Source organism: Planococcus sp. MSAK28401 (assembly GCF_018283455.1).
Classification (GTDB): domain Bacteria; phylum Bacillota; class Bacilli; order Bacillales_A; family Planococcaceae; genus Planococcus; species Planococcus alpniumensis.
Genome location: NZ_JAAMTH010000001.1, coordinates 644,243 through 662,219, shown reverse-complemented (window position 1 = coordinate 662,219; position 17,977 = coordinate 644,243). Strand labels below are relative to the sequence as shown.

Below are 17,977 nucleotides of genomic sequence, written 5' to 3'. Positions count from 1 at the left end.
TTGAAGTAAAATAGGTGGGATTTTCCATAAAAAACACTCGCATCATGGATACTCATTTAGAGTTAGCCATGGGCGAGTGTATAGAAATTAAAATAGAAACAGTTCTCATGGTTATTTGCTTTACTTAAACAACTTTGTATAAACGGTCATTTACAAAGTCTTTCCTCACTAACTTTATGGTGCCTTCCTTTTCCATGGCATTTAAAGTGGTGCAGACCTTCCCATAAATTTGATATCGTCCTGTAGCAAATTTGTGAGAAGGGGCACCGCATTCCTCAACTAGAAACTTACTGAACTTGTCAGCCGATACCACTTCGACTTCTTTCATGTATTCACTTAAAATCTCTTCAATGTCATGATCCTCATAGACTTTTCCAGTAGTCTGCGGATTATTTTCAGGTTGACTACTAGTCGTAAGTTCTTCTTCATCATTAACCATGTACTGTTCATCTCGTTCGAGAGCTTCTTTGACAAAAACTTCTCTTTGCTGTTCTTCTACGATTGGATCACTTAATTGCATTGAGTCTTCTGTCCATAAAGCAGTAGCCATTTTAATTTCATATGGATGGTTCAGCGCAAATGCTCGGTATGGATGGCTTAATTGATCTTTTATAAAACGCTGCACTGTAAACGTAATGTTTGTTTCTGTAGATTTTACGTAGTAAAGACTAAAAACATCTAATGTAGTTGGGAGACTTTGATGATGATAATCAAAAATGTCAAAAAGATTATTGTTGAGTTCCAGTTGCTTTATGGCAGATTCCCATTCGATGTCTTCTTCCATCCTAATCGCAATATCTAATTCTGCTTCCCACAAATGGACTACCCGATGCGCTAGATCAATAGATTGTTCTGTTTCTTCTACAAACCATATTGGCTTTAGGTTTTTCGATTTGAAATATTCATTTCTCTTTTTTATTTTTCGCACCAGATTCGAATCTTTATTTGCTGTTACATCCGTCAAAATCGTAATGGCGAGTTCAGCTTTCTTATTGTTTACAATAATGTCAGGATAGTATTTCCACTTCTCTTCTGCTTTATCAACGTAGCCATATTCTACATGTAAGTTGTCGTTAATTTTTTCCTGTGTTTTCAGCTCGTCATAGATGATTTCTTTCATAACGGAATGGCTTTTCGTTTCTCTTTTTGTTTGCTGTTGATACACTTCGCTTGCTTCTGAAATGACACAGGAGTTATTTAGATGGAAGAAGTGCTTTTCTTTTACCTCACCAGCTTTTAACCTTAATACACCATCACAATACGGACACGTAAAAGCCCCTTTTTCCGCTGCTTTCTTCAACCTTTGGACTTCTTGTTTCACTGATTCCTGTGAACTTAAGTGTGATGAAAGATTAAAATTTCTCCCCTCATAAATCGCTTCTAGCATTTTTATTCCCCCTTTGTAGTTTTATTTAAAACCTTTAATCTTTTTACGTTTTAATAACCAATTAAGTTCCATATATTTTCATTTAAAATAGCCTTTATAACCGTTTTCGTGGTTTTAACGTATGCTTTTATGTTCATTTATTGTGGTTAAAACTGTTTTGGATATAAAAAAGAAGCCTTTTAAGTTCATAAAAGGCTTCTTTAATATTCATATTAACTAGTCATTTGTTGATCTTTTATAGGTTCTATCCCCAACTCATCCAATTGAACCCACAGACTCTCCAACGCTTTCACTTTATCAAAGTAAAACTCGCGTCCGCGTACACGCCAGAATTTCCAGCCTGCCCGCTCCAAGGATTCTTGGCGTCTCATGTCTTCTTCAAACTTCTCTGGGCCGTGCCATTTCTCTCCGTCGCATTCGACGGCCAAGCGGTCGCGTAGACCTTCGACGACGAGGTCGATTCGGTACTGACCGACTTTGATTTGCGGCGTGACTTTATAGCCTCGTGCTAGAAGCATGCGTAGAACATCGACTTCAAATGGCGAGTCGCATTGCTCTTCTAGATTCGCTACTTGCTCATTTAAGCGAGTCGGGTTCATGCAATAACTCAACAATCGGTAGCGCAAGTCTTCTGTGTTGAGGTCTTCAAGGTCCACTGAATGGTACAAGCGCATCTGGTTTTTCGCACGGCTTGCGGCGACGTTGAAGCGTTGCTTGTCCGAGGTTTTCGTCAAGGCCATAAATCTCCGGTTCGGTGCTGTGACCATGGATAGGAAGATGATGTCGCGTTCGTCCCCTTGCAATGTATACGGATTTCCGCAAATAATCTTGCGCTCCACGAATTCTCGATCGCCGATTTCTTGGCGAATTCTTGTTTCCAGCAGTTTGTGTTGCTGGTTTCCGAGGAGGGTGATCACACCAAAAGTTTGGCCTTTCAATTTCGGATCCTCCACCATCTCTGCCATATCGGCGACGATGGCGTCGATTTCCGCTTCGTTAATGTCTCGCTGTTCGCCGATTACTCCGTCATTCACTTTGATGGCTGTAACTGGCGGATCGATTTTCTCTTCATCGAGCGGCAGACGCAATGGAATCATTTCGCCGCCATAACTCATGTCGTTCGAGAACTGGATAATTTCCGGCACGCAGCGGAAATGCTCGCGCAGCATCAGCTTCCCTTCTTTCGGGAATGTCTGCTCGGCGATTTCGTAAAGCGACAGGTTGCCGTCAAACAAATCGGCGTTCGGTATGCCTTTCAAGTGGCGGCGGACCAATTCGTAGACGTCGTCTTGCTTCGTGCCGATTGATTGCGGGCTGATTTGTTCATCGTCTCCGACGACGACCACTTTCTTGCCGCGAAGCAGCACATTGACTGCGAACAAATCACATTGGCTGCTTTCATCGAAAATGATGACGTCGAACTTCTCGTTGGTCACCGGGAAGTTCTCCAGCACTTGGTTGATCGGCATAATCCACACAGGAATGGCGCTTTGAGCAGTTTTCATTTCTTCTCTTGCGCCTTGCAAGTTGCGCTTGGCGGATTTACCGCTGCCTTTACCGAAACGTTTAATATAGGTTTTCCATGCAGACAAAGCCCGTTTTTCTTCTTCGGTGATCCGTTGTACTTGGTTTTTCCAAGTTGACGCACTGACGATGGAGCGGACCAAGCGCTTCTGTTCTTTATGTTCTTCTTCCAGCTGCTTTTTCAACAGCGTGATGTTCATGTCTTTCGTTTCATCAAGCCAAGATTGCAATTTTTTCAGCTCGAACGCTTCCAAATAGCTTTCCGGTTTCTGGACGTCCGACTCAACAGACAGCTCATACAGTTTCGCTGTCAGCGGCAAAGTCTCACCGAATTGGTTGAGCAATTCATAGAAACGTATAGCTTTCGCCTTGTTCAACTGTAATTGCTCCAGCTGCATCAACAGCCCGTCCCATTTCGCCGTATCTCTATTGATATAAGCTTCCTTGAATTCCTGCATGACTGGATGTATATCCGTTTGCGCACTCAAGGCCTGCAGTTTGCCCAGATCCTGCTTGTACTGTTCTTCCCATTTCAAGTACTCAACCCGTTTGGTGACGAGATCCAAGTCTTTTCTTAATTGCTGGCACTCGTCAATTGAATAGAGGTCGATCTTGTATAGGTTGTAGTGCGTCAGCTTGGATTTTAATGCTTTGATCGAATCGGCGGTTTTCATGATCAGCTGTAATTCATTCAAGCGTTCTTCCAATAGATGCGGGAAGCGTCTTTCTTCGACGTCGATTGGCGTATGGCCGATTTCTTCCATATTGGCATTCAACAAGCGCGCGGCTTCTTTCTTCACCCATTCATACTCCAAATGCATTTCCAGCACTTCGATGTCGCCGAGCGTTTTGATGGAAGCATCGTTTAATACAGGGTCTTCAAACAAGTATTTCGTTTGCTTACCTTTGGTCAAAAAGAACAGAAAGTTCGGCTTTTTGCCGTTTTCAAGCGGTTCTCTCGCAATGGCAACATCCGCTTTCAATTCTTCCGTACTCTTGTTTGGCAACTTCACTTGGTATGCAACGAGTTTATTATAAGAAGCGAATAATCTTTCATTGGCTCCGGATAGTTTCTCTATGAGCTCACGCCATCTTGCTTCTCGAGGGCCACCTGCTTTAACATCATCCAAAATCAAACGGAAAGGGCCATTTTCTGTAATGGCAGACATTCCAATGATTTCATCGAGTTCTTTTTGGAGGATCTTGAGTTCATTTTCCTCTAGCGGATATTTGTATTTCTCAAGGATTGCCTTGCCTTGTTCATTTGCATGTTCTAATTGTTTTTCTGCCTCTAGGAAAGAGGTGAAAGACGAACTGTTTTGGATGTCAGACCCGACTTGAGGAAGCAGTTGTTTATGCAGCGGCAAGTCTTCTTTTGCCAACTCTTTTTTCAATGTCCATAATTCGGTGAAGTCGACTTTGTTTAACGGGAAGGTCTGGTCCATCGTCAACTCATCCTGGATCCAGCTGTAATCAATCTCCGATTCGGCTAGACGCTTTGCCACGTCATATTTGAATAGTTTTTCTCCTTTGTATTGGAGAATGGTGCCTTCTTTTTCGGTGTATACTTTCAATTGATTTTTCAATGTCGCTTCGTCACGTCTGCTTTGTTTTAAGGCATCCTTGTCGCGTGCGATTTCCTTTTCTAGCCTATCGACATCAAGTTCGCCCAATTTCTCGCCGATGACACGGATCGATTGCTCGATTTCCTGCAGCGATTCACGCCCCCCACCAAGTACCGGTACGCATAAATCCCTGATTTCTTGAGGGATTTTGTTTTTCAATACTTTCAACGGGCTTTCTTTTTGGCTGGTGATAAGGATCTTTTTGCCTTCAGATAAAAAGTGGGAAACCAAGTTTGCAATGGTGTGGGTCTTCCCAGTTCCAGGAGGCCCTTGTACAGTTACGCCTTGGTGATGCGAAATGCGCTTGATGATGGCCTTTTGTTGTTCATTGGATTCCAGCGGAAAATAGAGGATATCGTCTTCAAAATTGTTTCCTCCATCAGTTTCTACTGTCGAGTTTTTTTCAGGAGCATTTTCAACTCGTTCGCCGATAATGGAAGTGACTGTATCCGATAGTTCCAGTTCATCATTGCCAATGCCGTCAATGATTTGGGTTAAGTCGTCCCGTAGCACTCGCGCATTTTTTGTTCTCAGTGAGAGCATGTGATGAGTATAAACAGATGGATGTTCCATTGGTGTCTTAGCTGTTTGGCCGTCGATGAATCTTCCATTAGCATCAAAGGTTTGAATGAATTGCGTGAAGAAGTCATTCATATCCTCAGTAATCTCACGTGTTTGGACATCTCTCCATAGGTCATTAATCGTTTGGACATTCGGAATGGAGATTCCGGAGAAGATTTCTCTCTCCACAGCAACCGCTTGATCGACGAGTTTCACAGAAATAATCCCTTTTACAGAGTCCAAATCCAGCTCCACTTTGCTCGTCAATAGTGGCGATCGAATCGTCCCGATTTTCGGGTCTGGGTGTTTCCAAGTAAAGAGGCCTTTGCCATAAATGAACTCCAAAGACTCCCCTTCTTTTTCAAGCTGAGTGATGAGATCAAAAAACTCTTCGTATTTTTCTAGAATGCGTTTTTTCTCTTTTAACTTCTCAGCCCATTCTTTCCACTGGGCTGTCCAAGTCCCATAAGCGTGCATGCGCTTTTTGTCATCGATAAACAGTTCTTCTTTTTTCTCACCATTCACTGTCTCGACCTGTTTCCCGACTACATAAGAAGGCTTTTGATTTTCCTTTTTCGGATCAAAGCTCAGCCAGTCTTTAAATATGGCGTGAGGCGCTGGAGGTGTCGTGTCTTTCTCAGTAATTGTCGGCCTGTGGATCTCCATTAAGTTTTCTTCATTATGGCATTCGTCAAATACGAAGCAGCCTTCCAATAGCTTCATATCATCCAGGTTCCAATTCTTCTCATATTCCGAGTAATCACGAATAACTTTCCCCACCAAATTGTTTAAGGCGAGCATATACTCGAAGAAGTTTTTTGCTTTGTCTGTAGGAGTGATAGTTTCCAAGATGAACACCTCGTTTCATTATTCTAATGTCTCAGCTTCTGTTGACTTTAGAGGCTAATCAATTGATATTTTAATACTATTATTATTATGCTGTGCCTAATTTTACCAACAAGATTGGCTTTTCACAAGGCGACATGACAACTTCTGACTAAGAAACCGCAGTTTCATTTCCACTGTAGTTGGTTAACTTCATAATTAATACACCGGCATATTTAACGTAAAAAATAGCGGTATATTTTACTGTCAAATGTACATTGAGCTTGCTATAATTGAAGCAAATGCAAAGGAGTTGAACCCTATGGCTACCGACACTCCCAAAAAACCGCAATTTAACGTAGATCAGATTACTTCTGCTTCAAAGGCGGCAAAACAATTGGCTCACATACGGGCTGCAGCTAAAAAAGAACCCCAGTTCATTTCTGCCAATAATACAATCGATTCCGTTATTTTAGACTATGCGCAATACGAAAAAATGTACCAAGAGTTAGAAACGTACCGCGAACTGAATTGGTATGAAGAGATCGCAAGAAGAGCAGCTGAAGCTGAGGCACATCCTGAACAAACGATTCCGCTTCGGGAGGCTGTTGGAGAAGAGAGCTACGCACGAATCATGGCAATCGACCCAGATGACATTTCCGATGACGAGTTGTTCGAGTGATATGAGCGAGGACAAGTTTGTCTTAAACTTTCATCCAAAAGCACAGAAAGAATACAGTAAATTGGACGGAAGCAGCCGCAACCTGGTTGACAAAGGCCTAGCCAAACTAAGATTTCGCGCAGATGAAATCGGCAAGCCTCTCTCTAATAAACGCGGCAGCGTGTTAACGGGTTGCCGCGAATTGAAATTCAAACAGGCCGGATTGCGAGTCGTTTATCGGTTAACTGGAGTAAAACAGGACCAACTCGAGATTGTCTGGATCTTGTCTACAGGAAACCGGGCAGATGAGGAAGTCTTCACTGATTCTGCAAAGCGCTTGAAAGAAATGATGGATAGAAAACGCTAAAAAGCTCGCATTTGCTGCGAGCTTTTTGAATGTCTTTTATTCATATTTGAACTCTATTAATCCTCTTCCTCTTCACCATCATCCGTGTCGGTCATCGTATCATCGGCGCCGTCGTTTTCTTCGAGCGGTTCTGTTTCCGGTTCGCTGTCGCCTGAACATGCGGACAATGCCAGTCCGCTTGCGAAGATGATTGCTGCGAATTTTTTCATTTCAACCATTCCTCTCTAGTAAGGATTTCGAGGTTTATTCCTCCGTGCTAACTATCCGGGACATTTGCTTCCATTCACCAAGCTGTTCCTAGTTGCCAAATAAATGGGTGTTACTCCCTGCCTACCCGCCTATTGCAGACACATAACATATTCAGCCGAAATTCCAGTAACTTTTGTGGGCTCAATTCCGTCTATCTGCCGAAGGGGTGAAGTGATGAAGCGCTTGAGTTTGCTCGTATTGTTCTTAAGCTCTCTATTATTCGGCTGTATGCAAGAACCGCAGATTAGTGAATCCGAAGCCATCACAATCATCGAAGAGCTTCATACAAATCCGTTCGGAGACGCAGCGGTCTTATCCATTGAATACAAATGGGGCCGTTATGAAGTAGAGTGGGAAAATGGAGGAAATTGCGAATGGGGCATCGATCATGTCGATGGGGATGATGGCAGCGTAGAAATGAAACAAGCGTCGATCTGTTAGCGATCGACGCTTGTTTTTGAGATCTATTAATAGCCTTGTTCCAGCATTTCCATGAACTCTTCTTCGGAACTTGCGCCGATTTCATCCATGGCGCTCAAGCCATCTGGACCTTCGAGTGCTGGGTCGGCGCCGTTTTCGACGAGAATTTTAGCGCTTTCGTAATCCCCATAAGCGACGGCTGTCGCGAGAACCGTTCCAAAGTCATCGGTCGTGTTCGGGTCCGCTCCTGCTTCGAGCAGCGTGGTGACAACGTCCGTATCGCCTGAATACATCGCGTACATCAAGGCGTCTTCATTCCCGCCGTTGCGGGCATCGATGTCTGCGCCGTTTGCGAGTTGGGCTTCCACTTCAGCAACATCGCCATCTGAGGCTGCGACCATGAGCGGCGTTTCACCGTCGACTGAAAACCCGTCGGCGAAGCTTGCTTCTGAAAATTGCATGAAGCTTGCGAAGGCTATGGTGCCGGCTGTCGTTAACGCGATGAGGCCGATATAGCCTGCGGTGACTCCCGCAATGAGCAATGTTGCACCCAGAGCAATTTTGCCATTGTTCGGCTCGTAGTATTTCACATCACCGTCATGGAAGCGCTCGATGGACTGGATACGCTTCGGCAAACGCGGGTGCGTCGACAATACTTCGGCAAGCCACACAAATGCATTCGACTCGGTGTGGATTTGTTCGCGGTACGCGTCTTCGTTCACTTCTGCGTAGGTTTTCTTGCCGATGCCAAGCAGCGTCAATGCGCGTTTTGCGGCTGTGGCGTTTTGAATGGTGTACGCGGCGTGGCGGTCGCACGTGTATTCACATGAACGGCTGTATGCGGTACTGAGGAACGGGATGAACCCAGCCGGTAGGATCAATAGATTTTTCCAAACGTGGCGGCGTTTTACGTGAGCCAGTTCGTGGGCGATGATGAAATCGAGTTCGTCTTGGCCTTGCTCGCGCGCCAGTTCAAACACTTCCGAATACAACACGACCATGTCGCGGCCGAAGAAGCGTGTGGCAAACGCGTTAAGTGCCCCTTCGGATTGGATGACAAAGACGTCCGGTACTTTCTTTAATTCCATTTGCGCAGCTAAAGTTTGCACGCGTTCATAGACATCTGGGAATTGACGCTCGTGGATGCGCACGCCGTTGCCGCGAATCGTGCCGAGCATGACGACATTTGCGAACAAAAGAATCGCAAACACCGTCAAGGCGATGCCGATACCGATAATGGAGACAGCTGCCAAAATATAAATAAGAATGCTGAAGATCAGGCTGATTATAAAATACACGGTCTCTCTGCTGGATTGAATCTGTTTCTGGTTCATCATTTACTCCCTCTCAATTTGGAATATCTTACATATAATAGCACTTACTGCTCATTTGGAGAATAGGGTTTTGGCTTACGGAATAAATTAATTTAATCGGGGGATAAGCTCGTCTGCAGCGTTTGAACGCATAAGAAAAACGCCGATCTATTGGAGATCGGCGTTTCTTAGATGATTTATTTTTTGTTTTTCGCTCGTCTTTTTTTAATCCAGACAACCAATAAAATATACAAGATAGAAACAACGATTGCTACTGGAATCATCCATAGTATGTATTCGAGATATGAGATGCCGCTTCTTCGGTAGACTGCTGTTCCGATCCAGGCAGCGAAAAAGACTAAAGGGAAAAATATCAGCGGGTCTTTCTCCTTCGAAATGATTGGTTCTGTAAGATGTTTCTTCATCTCCGGCCAGCTCATATGCGTTCACCTGCCCGCTGCTGTTTCTTGCGCCGCTTATTCTGGACGATTGGGCGCAGCACACCGAATAGAATGAATCCAGCAACTAAAGAGCCGATAAAGAAGAACCAATCTGGCTCGCTTCCAAATATGTAGCTCACTGCAAACGCAACGGCGGCATATGCCACTGCCCATGAAATGGCCTTTACTGCATAGTTAGTCATTTCAGTTATCCTCCAAGCTGGTTTGTGCCTTCTTTTCTTTTTCTAGCCGCTTCTTCTCCATGCGCGGCCAAATAAATACAGAAATAAGAAATCCAGCAATGACGGAACTGAGCACCAGATTCCAAACCGGCCTTCCTTCTATGATGTAACCCATAATAAAGGCGACTACGCCATAAGTGGGTATCACCCATAAAGCATTTTTCAATCGGTTATTCATTTTTTCTCCTCCTAGCTCTACTCCCCTGTTACCCTCAGGGAATACCTGGAAACCTTTCCACTAAGTTAGCTGAATGATGTTCAAGCAGAACTTCAACAATTGGGAATTTGTGTTAAAATGAAACCACTTAAACAGACGCTCACCTTAGATTGGCACCCACCAGAAGGAGGCTATTCGATATGGAATACATTGCAGCCAGTGGCATCTTGCTCGTCTCACTGCTTCTCGCCTACCAGCTCAGTAAGGGCTATTCCCGCAAAGGCAAATACGTCATTTGGGGCATCACGACAATGTTTGTCATTTGCCCCTTATTCTCTTGGCTCGTCAGTATGGGCTATGCTCATTACCAGCGAAGTGGTTGGGCTGCAGTGGCGATGCTCGCCATCCTGTACCCTAGCACGTTTATTATCGGCTTGGTGTTATTGCTGATGGAGATCTTCCGCAAGAAAGATGCCGTTCGTAGAATTTGAACCTCTATATAAAAACGCGCTCCGCCAATCGGCTGAGCGCGTTTTCTTTATGCATTTTCCTGTTTTAAGCTTTCAATAATATTGTCATTCTTGATTTTGGCAATCGAGTAAAGCATTGCCGCGCCGACAATCAAGAAGATCACGACGATGACGAAGGCGACACTGCCCCACGGGACGATGAATCCGTAATCAAAGGTCTGGCCGAGTGCGAAATGCATGGCAACCATCGCCGCGAAACTGATCGGCAAGCCGTATGCCAAAGCTTTGACACCGTAGAACAGGCTTTCGTAGCGGATCATTTTATTGAAGCCTTTTGGTGTCATGCCAACCGAGCGCAGCATGGCGAATTCCCGTTTTCTGAGTTGAATGCTTGTCGAGATGGTGTTGAAGATATTCGCGATGGAAATGAGCGAGATCAAGGTGATGAACCCGTACGTGAACACTTGCATAAGCAAGACGAGTTGTTCTTGCTGTTGGCGCCGCTGGAAGACATTCGAGATGTCGATGCCCGCTTCATTGATTTCCAGAATCTCGGCTTCCGTTTTCATCGGGTCGCTCGATGCAAGCGTGATGGACGGATAGGTGTCGCCAGCAATAAAGCCGAGTTCATCGAGCGCATCCATCGGCACGATCAAATCCAAATTGCCGAGATAGGAAGTCGAGACACCGGCTGGCGCTTCGTTCGTCCTTGCGGCGATTTCAACATTGGCGAGCACTTCCGGTTCGATTTCCTCGCCCATTTCATTGATGGAACTGCCGAGAAGTTCTAAGGTCTCGCCTTCCTCTATTTTGACAGTCTCCGTTTCTTTCAGTTTGCCGGACTGGCCGTCTTGATAGACCACTTCATCAATCAGAATGGCACGCGGCGTTTCCTGGCCGAAATCGGCTGGATCGACGCCGATTTGTTCTGCGTATTGCGCAAAGTTTTCACTGTCCATCGCATACACCGACACGTAATAACGATAGCGGTCGTCCACGAGCTCCGTTTCGCCCCGTTCGATTTCTTCGAGCAATGCTTCCGGCAAACGGTCTTGCGGGATGTGCGCTTCGCCTCCTGCTTGGCGCATTAAGCCGGCTTCGGTGACGTCCGAAAGGTTTGCGTATTGTGCGAGACTCTGTTCGTTCAGTTCACCGCCGTACAATTGGATATCGTAGCGCAGCTCGCTTTGCGTCATTTCGAGCGAGGTTTTTAAGTTATTGGTGAAATAAGTCACCGACAAGAATAAGACGATTGAAATGACTAGTGAAAACACCGTTGCCAAATAGCGCTTGCGGTTGCGCTTCAAGTTTTTCAAGCCGATCTCTGCTTCTAAGCCAAACAGCTTGCGCACCCATTTTGAGGTCTTGACGGCTTTCCCGGTCAGTTTGATGTCTTGCGTTTGGCGGATGGCATCGATCGCGGAAATCTTCGACGCTTTTTGAGCAGGGATGTATGTCGAGATCAAAATCGTCAGTGCCGAGACGCCGATCGCAACGACCAGCATCATTGGCGTGACGACGACTTCTAGCTGCTGCTCGACATTGAGCGCGCCTTGCAAGAAGGTGTTAACGAACTGGAAGGTCACCCAAATGCCGCCAAGCCCTGCGAGTATGCCGAGTGGGATGCTTATGGCGCCGATGATGGCCCCTTCGAAAAACACCGAGTTGCGTTTCTGGCGTTTCGTCGCCCCGACGCTTGCGAGCATGCCGAGATGACGCGCGCGTTCCGAGACGCTGATGGCGAATGCATTATAGATGAGTGCCACCGAGCCGATGACAACAATGCCCATCATGATGCCGGCGAGCGAGAACAAGGTCGTCCGCAAATTATCGTTTTGCGTTGCGCCGTATAAGCGCAGAAGATCTGAGTTGAAATCAACCGACGGAATGCCTTGTGCTTCGGCAAACGCCTTGGCGTCATCGAATACGTCGTTGTTGATTTTTGAAGCGACGACGTAGCCGTCAAACGTGTCATCCGCTGCGGCAGTGTTGGTGTCGGTAAACCCGACGACACTCACAACCGGCAGCCAAGACACTTCCCAGCCCGGCTGCTCGATGATGCCGACGATGTCGAAGGTTTGCTCTTCTACATTAACCAGTTCTTCATTGAACGTATCGCCTTCACCGAATTGCATGGCATCGAACTCTGACAGCTTGCGGTTTTCCAAGCTGTGCATGCGTTCGCCAATGCCCGCGGTCAAAGTGTCGCCGACTTGGTACGTTTCATCGGAATTGGTGTTTAAAGTTTCCGAGATAACGACTTCATTGGCGTTTTCAGGCAAGCGCCCTTCTGTGAGCGCAAGCGGGAAATGTTCCATTCCCTGTGCTTCGAAATTGCGAAAATAGAGATAGCGCTTGGAATCGGTCTTGGCGCTCTCAAAATCGGCAAAGCCGTCGCTCGTGACGATGAGCTGTTCGGTATTGCCGTCTTGCTCAATCGCTTGGAGCTGCTCGACAGTCGCTTCTTGATATTGGACATGCCATTCGCCATTTTGTTCGATGTCTTCACGAATCAACAAGTCGAGAAACGACACGCCGAGCGTTGCGACCGCGGTGATCATGGCGACGGAAATGATAGCGCCGATAATGGTAACAAGCGAGCGCCGTTTGTTTTCCTTCAAGTGGCGGACGGTGACTTTATTGACGATATTCATGAGCGGATGACCTCGTCTTTGGCGATCTTGCCGTCTTCGATGGAAATGACGCGATCGGCTTGCAAGGCGATGCGCTCATCGTGCGTGATAACGATCAAAGTCTGCTTGAAGGTTTTGTTGAACATTTTGAGGAGCTCCATGATTTCCTCGCTGTTTTTGCTATCCAAGTTTCCGGTCGGCTCATCTGCAAGCATGATCGCCGGGTTGCTGACGAGCGCGCGGCCGATCGAGACGCGCTGTTGCTGGCCGCCGGATAATTGGTTCGGCAAATGGTTAAGGCGTTGGTCGATCCCGAGCGCCTCGGATATCTTGCGGAATTGATGTTTGTCGACGCGTTGTTCGTCGAGCAGCATCGGCAAGGTGATGTTTTCTTCAACCGTCAAGATCGGGATCAAGTTGTAGAACTGATAGATCAAGCCGATTTGGCGGCGGCGGAAAATCGCCAGCTGCGTTTCGTCGAGCTTGTAGATATCCGTGCCATCGATCGACACGTTGCCGCTGGTCGGGCGGTCGACGCCGCCGAGCAAGTGAAGCAAAGTAGATTTGCCGGAACCCGATGGCCCGATGATGCAGATGAATTCGCCTTTGTTGACGCTGAATGATACGTCGTCGAGTGCTTTGACCGCCATTTCATCCTTGCCGTATACTTTTGATAAGTTTTTTACTTCCATGATTGTCATGAGTGTACCCTCCGTTTGGTTACTGTTTATGAATAAATTGAATATATTTTGGGAATTTCATTGCAAACGATATTCCGCAAAACGGCTTGCTTTCCTGGGGGCTTGCGCTGAACTAATTCGGACTAGCGCCCGAATGGATTTCAGCACTTCGCTAATCCCCAAGGAGTCTGCGCCGTTTTGCTCCATATCTCTTTGAACCTTGCAATTAAAAATATGCCTGAGACGATTCTATACCGCTCCACTACTCTCTTTGAATCTGCTATGCAACTAAGTTAGGTGTAAAATAAATTCACTTAAATTAAATAAGATGTTCTTTCACCAACTTCAAACCGTCTTACATAACTTTAGTATAGAGAGGGTTAATGACTGCCCGGTGACTTTCAAGTGACAATCTAGTCACTTAAGGAAAATTAGATAAGAATCTGTTCTAGTTCACTTGAAGTGGAAGGCAATTTCCAGATATTGATTTCATGTTACAATTTAATTATCAAAACTCCTATTCGACTCAATTTGTTTGCACTGGTTTAGAGTGAAACAAATCACCAAAATAGAGGAGGGGTAAAACGTGGATTTCTTATTGTGGTTCATGATCGGTTTCATCCTTATCGGATTACTTGTATTCCTTTTGATGAAAAAACGAATGGAGACGAAGCTCGCGCATGTTAAAGCAAACCCGGACAGCGAGGCAGCTTCAAGAGATACCAAGCACATGATTTGGTGGGTATGGAGTGTTACTGCTTGGGGCGTTGTCAGTTTGGCACTGGTCGTCTGGTGGTTTAATAGCACGTCCGGATAACCGTTAATTTAAATTGAAAAAGTTGAGCAGAAATTCCACGGATGCGGAGTTTCTGTTTTTTCATTCCACAGAAAAAAGCAGGCGCTAGATCACCTGCTTGTAGAATTTGATATGGAAGCGGGTGCCTTCATTTGGTGTGCTTGCGACTTCGATATCGCCGCTTTGGCTGGTGATGATGCTATAAGCCATGGCGAGGCCGATGCCGACCGAGTCGTCGCCGGCATTTTCGCCTTTGTAGAAGCGTTTGAAGATATACGGCAAATCTTTTCTGGAAATGCCGCTGCCGTTGTCTTCGATGCGGATGTCGGTGTACAGCGCATTTTCGCTGTAACGGATGGTGAGCTTGCCTTCTTCTCCGGTATGTTCGACGCAGTTTTTCAAAATATTGATGAGTGCTTCTGTCGTCCAGTTGAGGTCGCCTGTAAACGCTGCGTCCTGATCGCCTTCAATCTCAAGTTCCTGCATTTTAATATCCATCGGGATGAGCAGCGGTTCGACCGCTTTTTCGATGAGCATGGATACCGGGATGCGGTCTTGTTTGAAATGAATCGTGCCGGCATCGATTTTCGACAATTTGAGTAATGACGCCACGAGCCAGTCCATGCGCTCAAGCTGTGTATGGAGATTGCGAATAAACTCGCTACGCTTCGCGTCATCCAACTGGCTGTCACGCAACAGATCCGCCATGACCATCATCGAGGTGAGCGGCGTTTTTAATTGATGGGAAATGTCCGAAATGGCGTTCGTCAGCTTGCCTTTGTCTTCAGTCAGAAGCGCGCCGTGTTCCGACAGCATTTTCGTCACTTTGTAGATTTGCGTTTTTAAGAGGCTCAACTCGCCTTCGCGGTTGTCGCGCACATCGAGCTGGAAATCGCCGCTGCTGATTTGCTGGAGGAAACCCGATAAGCGCTCGATTTCCCTATAGCGCCACCAAGTGAAAACGAGTGCTGTTGCGCTCAGCAGTAGCGATACGCCGAGCGCGAACCACGCGGCTGTATAGGAAACAAAGATAGCTGAGAGAAACGTGCCAAGTGTGCTGATTGTGATAAGTACAACTAGCAGCCAGCGGATTTCACGATTGCGGAACATCCCTACTCACCCGCCTTATAGCCCATGCCGCGGACTGTTTTGATGAGTTCTGGGCGCGCGGCATCGTCTTCCAATTTTTCACGCAGCCGCTTGATGTAGACCGTCAGCGTATTGTCGTTGACGAAATCGCCGCCGACGTCCCAGATGCGATCGAGCAATTGCGCCCGCGTCAGCACTTGGCCTAAGTGATTCGCAAAAATGAGCAGCAAGCGGTATTCCAGCGCAGTCAAGAGAACTTCATTGCCCGCTTTATGGACTTTGCCGTCAGAAGTGTTGATCTGAACATCGCCGAGTTCAACGACCGTTTTCGGCTGTGCATTGCGCTGGTAGCGGCGCAGAACGGAATTGATGCGCGACAGGAGTTCACGCACGCGGAACGGCTTGGTGATGTAATCATCCGCACCCATATCGAGCCCCATGACGACGTTCACTTCATCGTCGAACGCCGTCAGGAAAATGACCGGGATGTCGCTTTTCTTTTTCACGAGCGCACATAAGTCATAGCCGCTGCCATCCGGCAAGGACAGATCGAAGAGGCATAGATCGATTGTAGAGAGCTGCCCTTCGATTGCTGCGGTGGCATCTTTTGCCGTGTGGCACAACACCGTGGTGAAGCCTTCTTGTTCGAGCGAATATGTCAGGCCGGAAGCGATCGTCCGGTCGTCTTCGACTACGAGTATGTTCATCTGTATTCCCCTATCCGTTTTGAAATGAAAAAAGCCAGTACCGGTAGATTTGTTATCATCTACGATACAGGCTTTCGCTGAAAGTGACTAGCTATTGGTTGGAAATAGTGGAAAATCTTAAGAATTGCTTTCGTCCTTTTCCTCTTGTTCGTCCTCGTCTTCCATAAAGAAATAGGTGATGCCGACCGATATAAAAATCAGGCCGAGTGCCGGCGGCTGGTCGCCCGTAAAGCTGAGGATAGAGAAAACAAGGCCCAGCATGAGAAACGTATATCCGATCGTCTTCATCAACTCATTCCTTTCGTGTGGACCGATTTGGTTGCGGTAGTCTATTCTACGGCTCAATTAAAATTAAGTTTCATTTCTCCACTAGAGGTCTGACGTCTATTGTATATTCTCTTGCATAAACCCTGTTTATATAGTAAGCTGTTCAAAGTGAATAACCCCCATAATCTATCTGTATAACCTTAAGAATACGGCTTAAGGGTCTCTACCAGGAACCGAAAAATCCTGATTACAGAAAGCGATCTTTTCGTTTTCTGTAATCAGGATTTTTTTATTTTCTGAAAAGAATCAGTTGACTGTATGGAATTTTTTAATGAGAAAGGAAGCGTATGTTATGAATTTGAAAGTTTATATTTTAGCCTTGGCCACGGTAGCTGTTGGGCTTGTCGAACTGATTGTCGGCGGCATCTTGCCGACCATTGCTGAAGAGTTCGATGTGTCGGTGAGCGCTGCCGGCCAGTTGATCACCTTATTCGCCTTGATTTACGCAATCGCCGGACCGGTGTTGCTCATTGCGACGAGTCGTTTTGAGCGCAAGAAAGTCTATTTGATTTCCATGTTCATCTTTTTCCTCGGGAACATCATGACTTTCTTCAGCCCAGACTTTACGTGGATGGTCATCGCGCGCGTCATTACCGCGGCGAGTACGGCGCTCATCGTTGTCTTGTCACTCACGATTGCCGCGAAAATCGTTGAGCCGCCTTACCGCGCGAAAGCGATCGGCCTGATCTTTATGGGGATCAGCTCGTCGCTCGTGCTCGGCGTTCCGCTTGGCATTTTGATTGCCGATGCATTCGGCTGGCGCGTCATTTTCCTTGCGATCGCAGCCCTTTCGCTCGGTTCGATGGCCTTGATTGCGCTTTACATCCAGCCGATTCCTGGAGGCACGGCGATTCCGCTTAAGCAGCAATTAAAAGCGGTCGCGAGTGCGAAAATCGGCACCGCCCACCTCGCGACGCTGTTCATGCTCGCTGGGCATTACACCGTTTATGCGTACTTCACACCGTTTTTGGAAACGACCATGCAACTCAGCCCATTCTGGGTCAGCGCCTGTTATTTGATTTTCGGCATCGCGGCAGTGAGCGGCGGTGCGATCGGTGGCACCATGTCCGATTCGATCGGTTCAAAGAAAAGCATTTTGATCGTCATCTCGGCGTTCGCCGTCAGCTTGTTCGTCCTTCCGTTCACGACGTTCTCGCTCGTCATCTTCTTGCCGGTGATGGTCATTTGGGCGGCGCTCAGCTGGGCACTTGCCCCGCCGCAGCAAAGCTATTTGATCGAAACCGACCCGGCCACATCCGACATCCAGCAGAGCTTCAATAACTCGGCGCTGCAAGTCGGCATCGCGCTCGGATCTGCAGTCGGCGGTCTCACCTTGACGCAAACCGGCTCCGTCACTAGCACTGCTTGGGTCGGCGCCGTGATCGTACTGGTTGCGCTTGGCTGTGCAGTGTTCTCGATTACGCGTCCAGCGATCGAACGCAGCATACGCAGCTACCAAAAATCGCAAAGCCTCTAATATAAAAAAGGCCTGGTCCGCGGACCA

The 17,977-nt window shown here is 46.8% G+C and carries 18 protein-coding genes and 1 riboswitch; of the genes, 6 read left to right on the top strand and 12 right to left on the bottom strand.

Annotated elements, in window-relative coordinates; genetic code table 11:
• Positions 1-124: 124 nt before the first annotated feature.
• Complete coding sequence (locus G3255_RS03515; protein WP_211653310.1) at positions 125-1,387, bottom strand: competence protein CoiA family protein; 1,263 nt, start codon at positions 1,385-1,387, stop codon at positions 125-127.
• Positions 1,388-1,599: 212 nt separating this feature from the next.
• The gene (locus tag G3255_RS03510; protein ID WP_211653309.1) at positions 1,600-5,946 is read right to left on the bottom strand and encodes a PDDEXK-like endonuclease domain-containing protein; all 4,347 of its coding nucleotides are present in this window, start codon (positions 5,944-5,946) and stop codon (positions 1,600-1,602) included.
• Positions 5,947-6,244: 298 nt separating this feature from the next.
• Here G3255_RS03510 and G3255_RS03505 point away from each other — a divergent pair, with 298 nt between their 5' ends.
• Entirely contained in the window at positions 6,245-6,604 is a 360-nt protein-coding gene (locus G3255_RS03505) for a type II toxin-antitoxin system Phd/YefM family antitoxin (RefSeq protein WP_211653308.1), read from the top strand.
• A complete protein-coding gene (locus G3255_RS03500) occupies positions 6,585-6,950 on the top strand; it encodes a type II toxin-antitoxin system RelE family toxin (RefSeq protein WP_211653307.1) in 366 nt (121 codons plus the stop codon). The genes G3255_RS03505 and G3255_RS03500 overlap by 20 nt, the downstream gene beginning before the upstream one ends.
• A gap of 56 nt (positions 6,951-7,006) precedes the next feature.
• On the opposite strand, the gene G3255_RS03495 is transcribed toward G3255_RS03500, so the two are convergent.
• Positions 7,007-7,159 (bottom strand): hypothetical protein, encoded by a 153-nt coding sequence (locus G3255_RS03495; RefSeq protein ID WP_167399221.1) that lies wholly within the window; start codon positions 7,157-7,159, stop codon positions 7,007-7,009.
• 214 nt (positions 7,160-7,373) lie between these two features.
• On the opposite strand from G3255_RS03495, the gene G3255_RS03490 reads away from it, so the two are divergent.
• A complete protein-coding gene (locus G3255_RS03490) occupies positions 7,374-7,640 on the top strand; it encodes a hypothetical protein (RefSeq protein WP_211653306.1) in 267 nt (88 codons plus the stop codon).
• Positions 7,641-7,666: 26 nt separating this feature from the next.
• Here the strand turns inward: G3255_RS03490 and G3255_RS03485 are convergent, their stop codons facing one another.
• From G3255_RS03485 to G3255_RS03470, 4 genes are all read right to left on the bottom strand, one after another.
• Positions 7,667-8,956, bottom strand: coding sequence for a M48 family metallopeptidase (locus G3255_RS03485; RefSeq protein ID WP_349291408.1), 1,290 nt, complete (start codon positions 8,954-8,956; stop codon positions 7,667-7,669).
• 173 nt (positions 8,957-9,129) lie between these two features.
• A complete protein-coding gene (locus tag G3255_RS03480; RefSeq protein WP_211653305.1) occupies positions 9,130-9,357 on the bottom strand; it encodes a hypothetical protein in 228 nt (75 codons plus the stop codon).
• A gap of 11 nt (positions 9,358-9,368) precedes the next feature.
• The gene (locus G3255_RS03475; protein WP_211653304.1) at positions 9,369-9,575 is read right to left on the bottom strand and encodes a hypothetical protein; all 207 of its coding nucleotides are present in this window, start codon (positions 9,573-9,575) and stop codon (positions 9,369-9,371) included.
• A gap of 1 nt (position 9,576) precedes the next feature.
• Positions 9,577-9,792 (bottom strand): hypothetical protein, encoded by a 216-nt coding sequence (locus tag G3255_RS03470; protein WP_211653303.1) that lies wholly within the window; start codon positions 9,790-9,792, stop codon positions 9,577-9,579.
• A gap of 179 nt (positions 9,793-9,971) precedes the next feature.
• Here G3255_RS03470 and G3255_RS03465 point away from each other — a divergent pair, with 179 nt between their 5' ends.
• On the top strand, positions 9,972-10,262 hold the full coding sequence (locus G3255_RS03465) for a hypothetical protein (RefSeq protein ID WP_211653302.1): 291 nt from the start codon (positions 9,972-9,974) through the stop codon (positions 10,260-10,262).
• Between the two features lie 47 nt (positions 10,263-10,309).
• On the opposite strand, the gene G3255_RS03460 is transcribed toward G3255_RS03465, so the two are convergent.
• Both G3255_RS03460 and G3255_RS03455 read right to left on the bottom strand, forming a co-directional pair.
• The gene (locus G3255_RS03460; protein WP_211653301.1) at positions 10,310-12,895 is read right to left on the bottom strand and encodes an ABC transporter permease; all 2,586 of its coding nucleotides are present in this window, start codon (positions 12,893-12,895) and stop codon (positions 10,310-10,312) included.
• The gene (locus tag G3255_RS03455) at positions 12,892-13,575 is read right to left on the bottom strand and encodes an ABC transporter ATP-binding protein (RefSeq protein WP_211653300.1); all 684 of its coding nucleotides are present in this window, start codon (positions 13,573-13,575) and stop codon (positions 12,892-12,894) included. The genes G3255_RS03460 and G3255_RS03455 overlap by 4 nt, the downstream gene beginning before the upstream one ends.
• A 565-nt stretch (positions 13,576-14,140) precedes the next feature.
• Here G3255_RS03455 and G3255_RS03450 point away from each other — a divergent pair.
• Positions 14,141-14,371, top strand: a complete 231-nt coding sequence (locus G3255_RS03450) for a hypothetical protein (protein WP_211653299.1) — start codon at positions 14,141-14,143, stop codon at positions 14,369-14,371.
• Between the two features lie 84 nt (positions 14,372-14,455).
• Here the strand turns inward: G3255_RS03450 and G3255_RS03445 are convergent, their stop codons facing one another.
• From G3255_RS03445 to G3255_RS03435, 3 genes are all read right to left on the bottom strand, one after another.
• Positions 14,456-15,460 carry a sensor histidine kinase gene (locus tag G3255_RS03445; protein WP_211653298.1) on the bottom strand — a complete coding sequence of 335 codons (1,005 nt, stop codon included), beginning with the start codon at positions 15,458-15,460 and terminating at the stop codon, positions 14,456-14,458.
• A 2-nt stretch (positions 15,461-15,462) separates the two neighbouring features.
• Positions 15,463-16,146, bottom strand: a complete 684-nt coding sequence (locus tag G3255_RS03440) for a response regulator transcription factor (protein ID WP_211653297.1) — start codon at positions 16,144-16,146, stop codon at positions 15,463-15,465.
• A 117-nt stretch (positions 16,147-16,263) separates the two neighbouring features.
• Complete coding sequence (locus G3255_RS03435; RefSeq protein WP_211653296.1) at positions 16,264-16,434, bottom strand: hypothetical protein; 171 nt, start codon at positions 16,432-16,434, stop codon at positions 16,264-16,266.
• Between the two features lie 149 nt (positions 16,435-16,583).
• Positions 16,584-16,683, top strand: a riboswitch (purine riboswitch).
• Positions 16,684-16,765: 82 nt separating this feature from the next.
• Here G3255_RS03435 and G3255_RS03430 point away from each other — a divergent pair.
• Positions 16,766-17,950, top strand: coding sequence for an MFS transporter (locus G3255_RS03430; RefSeq protein WP_211653295.1), 1,185 nt, complete (start codon positions 16,766-16,768; stop codon positions 17,948-17,950).
• Positions 17,951-17,977 lie beyond the last annotated feature (27 nt).

Coding starts and splice junctions, on each gene's coding strand:
- G3255_RS03440 (WP_211653297.1), bottom strand. CDS start 16,146: ATGAACATACTCGTAGTCGAAGACGACCGGACGATCGCTTCCGGCCTG.
- G3255_RS03500 (WP_211653307.1), top strand. CDS start 6,585: ATGACGAGTTGTTCGAGTGATATGAGCGAGGACAAGTTTGTCTTAAAC.
- G3255_RS03445 (WP_211653298.1), bottom strand. CDS start 15,460: ATGTTCCGCAATCGTGAAATCCGCTGGCTGCTAGTTGTACTTATCACA.
- G3255_RS03465 (WP_211653302.1), top strand. CDS start 9,972: ATGGAATACATTGCAGCCAGTGGCATCTTGCTCGTCTCACTGCTTCTC.
- G3255_RS03505 (WP_211653308.1), top strand. CDS start 6,245: ATGGCTACCGACACTCCCAAAAAACCGCAATTTAACGTAGATCAGATT.
- G3255_RS03430 (WP_211653295.1), top strand. CDS start 16,766: ATGAATTTGAAAGTTTATATTTTAGCCTTGGCCACGGTAGCTGTTGGG.
- G3255_RS03455 (WP_211653300.1), bottom strand. CDS start 13,575: ATGACAATCATGGAAGTAAAAAACTTATCAAAAGTATACGGCAAGGAT.
- G3255_RS03435 (WP_211653296.1), bottom strand. CDS start 16,434: ATGAAGACGATCGGATATACGTTTCTCATGCTGGGCCTTGTTTTCTCT.
- G3255_RS03480 (WP_211653305.1), bottom strand. CDS start 9,357: ATGAAGAAACATCTTACAGAACCAATCATTTCGAAGGAGAAAGACCCG.
- G3255_RS03495 (WP_167399221.1), bottom strand. CDS start 7,159: ATGAAAAAATTCGCAGCAATCATCTTCGCAAGCGGACTGGCATTGTCC.
- G3255_RS03515 (WP_211653310.1), bottom strand. CDS start 1,387: ATGCTAGAAGCGATTTATGAGGGGAGAAATTTTAATCTTTCATCACAC.
- G3255_RS03485 (WP_349291408.1), bottom strand. CDS start 8,956: ATGATGAACCAGAAACAGATTCAATCCAGCAGAGAGACCGTGTATTTT.
- G3255_RS03475 (WP_211653304.1), bottom strand. CDS start 9,575: ATGACTAACTATGCAGTAAAGGCCATTTCATGGGCAGTGGCATATGCC.
- G3255_RS03470 (WP_211653303.1), bottom strand. CDS start 9,792: ATGAATAACCGATTGAAAAATGCTTTATGGGTGATACCCACTTATGGC.
- G3255_RS03460 (WP_211653301.1), bottom strand. CDS start 12,895: ATGAATATCGTCAATAAAGTCACCGTCCGCCACTTGAAGGAAAACAAA.
- G3255_RS03490 (WP_211653306.1), top strand. CDS start 7,374: ATGAAGCGCTTGAGTTTGCTCGTATTGTTCTTAAGCTCTCTATTATTC.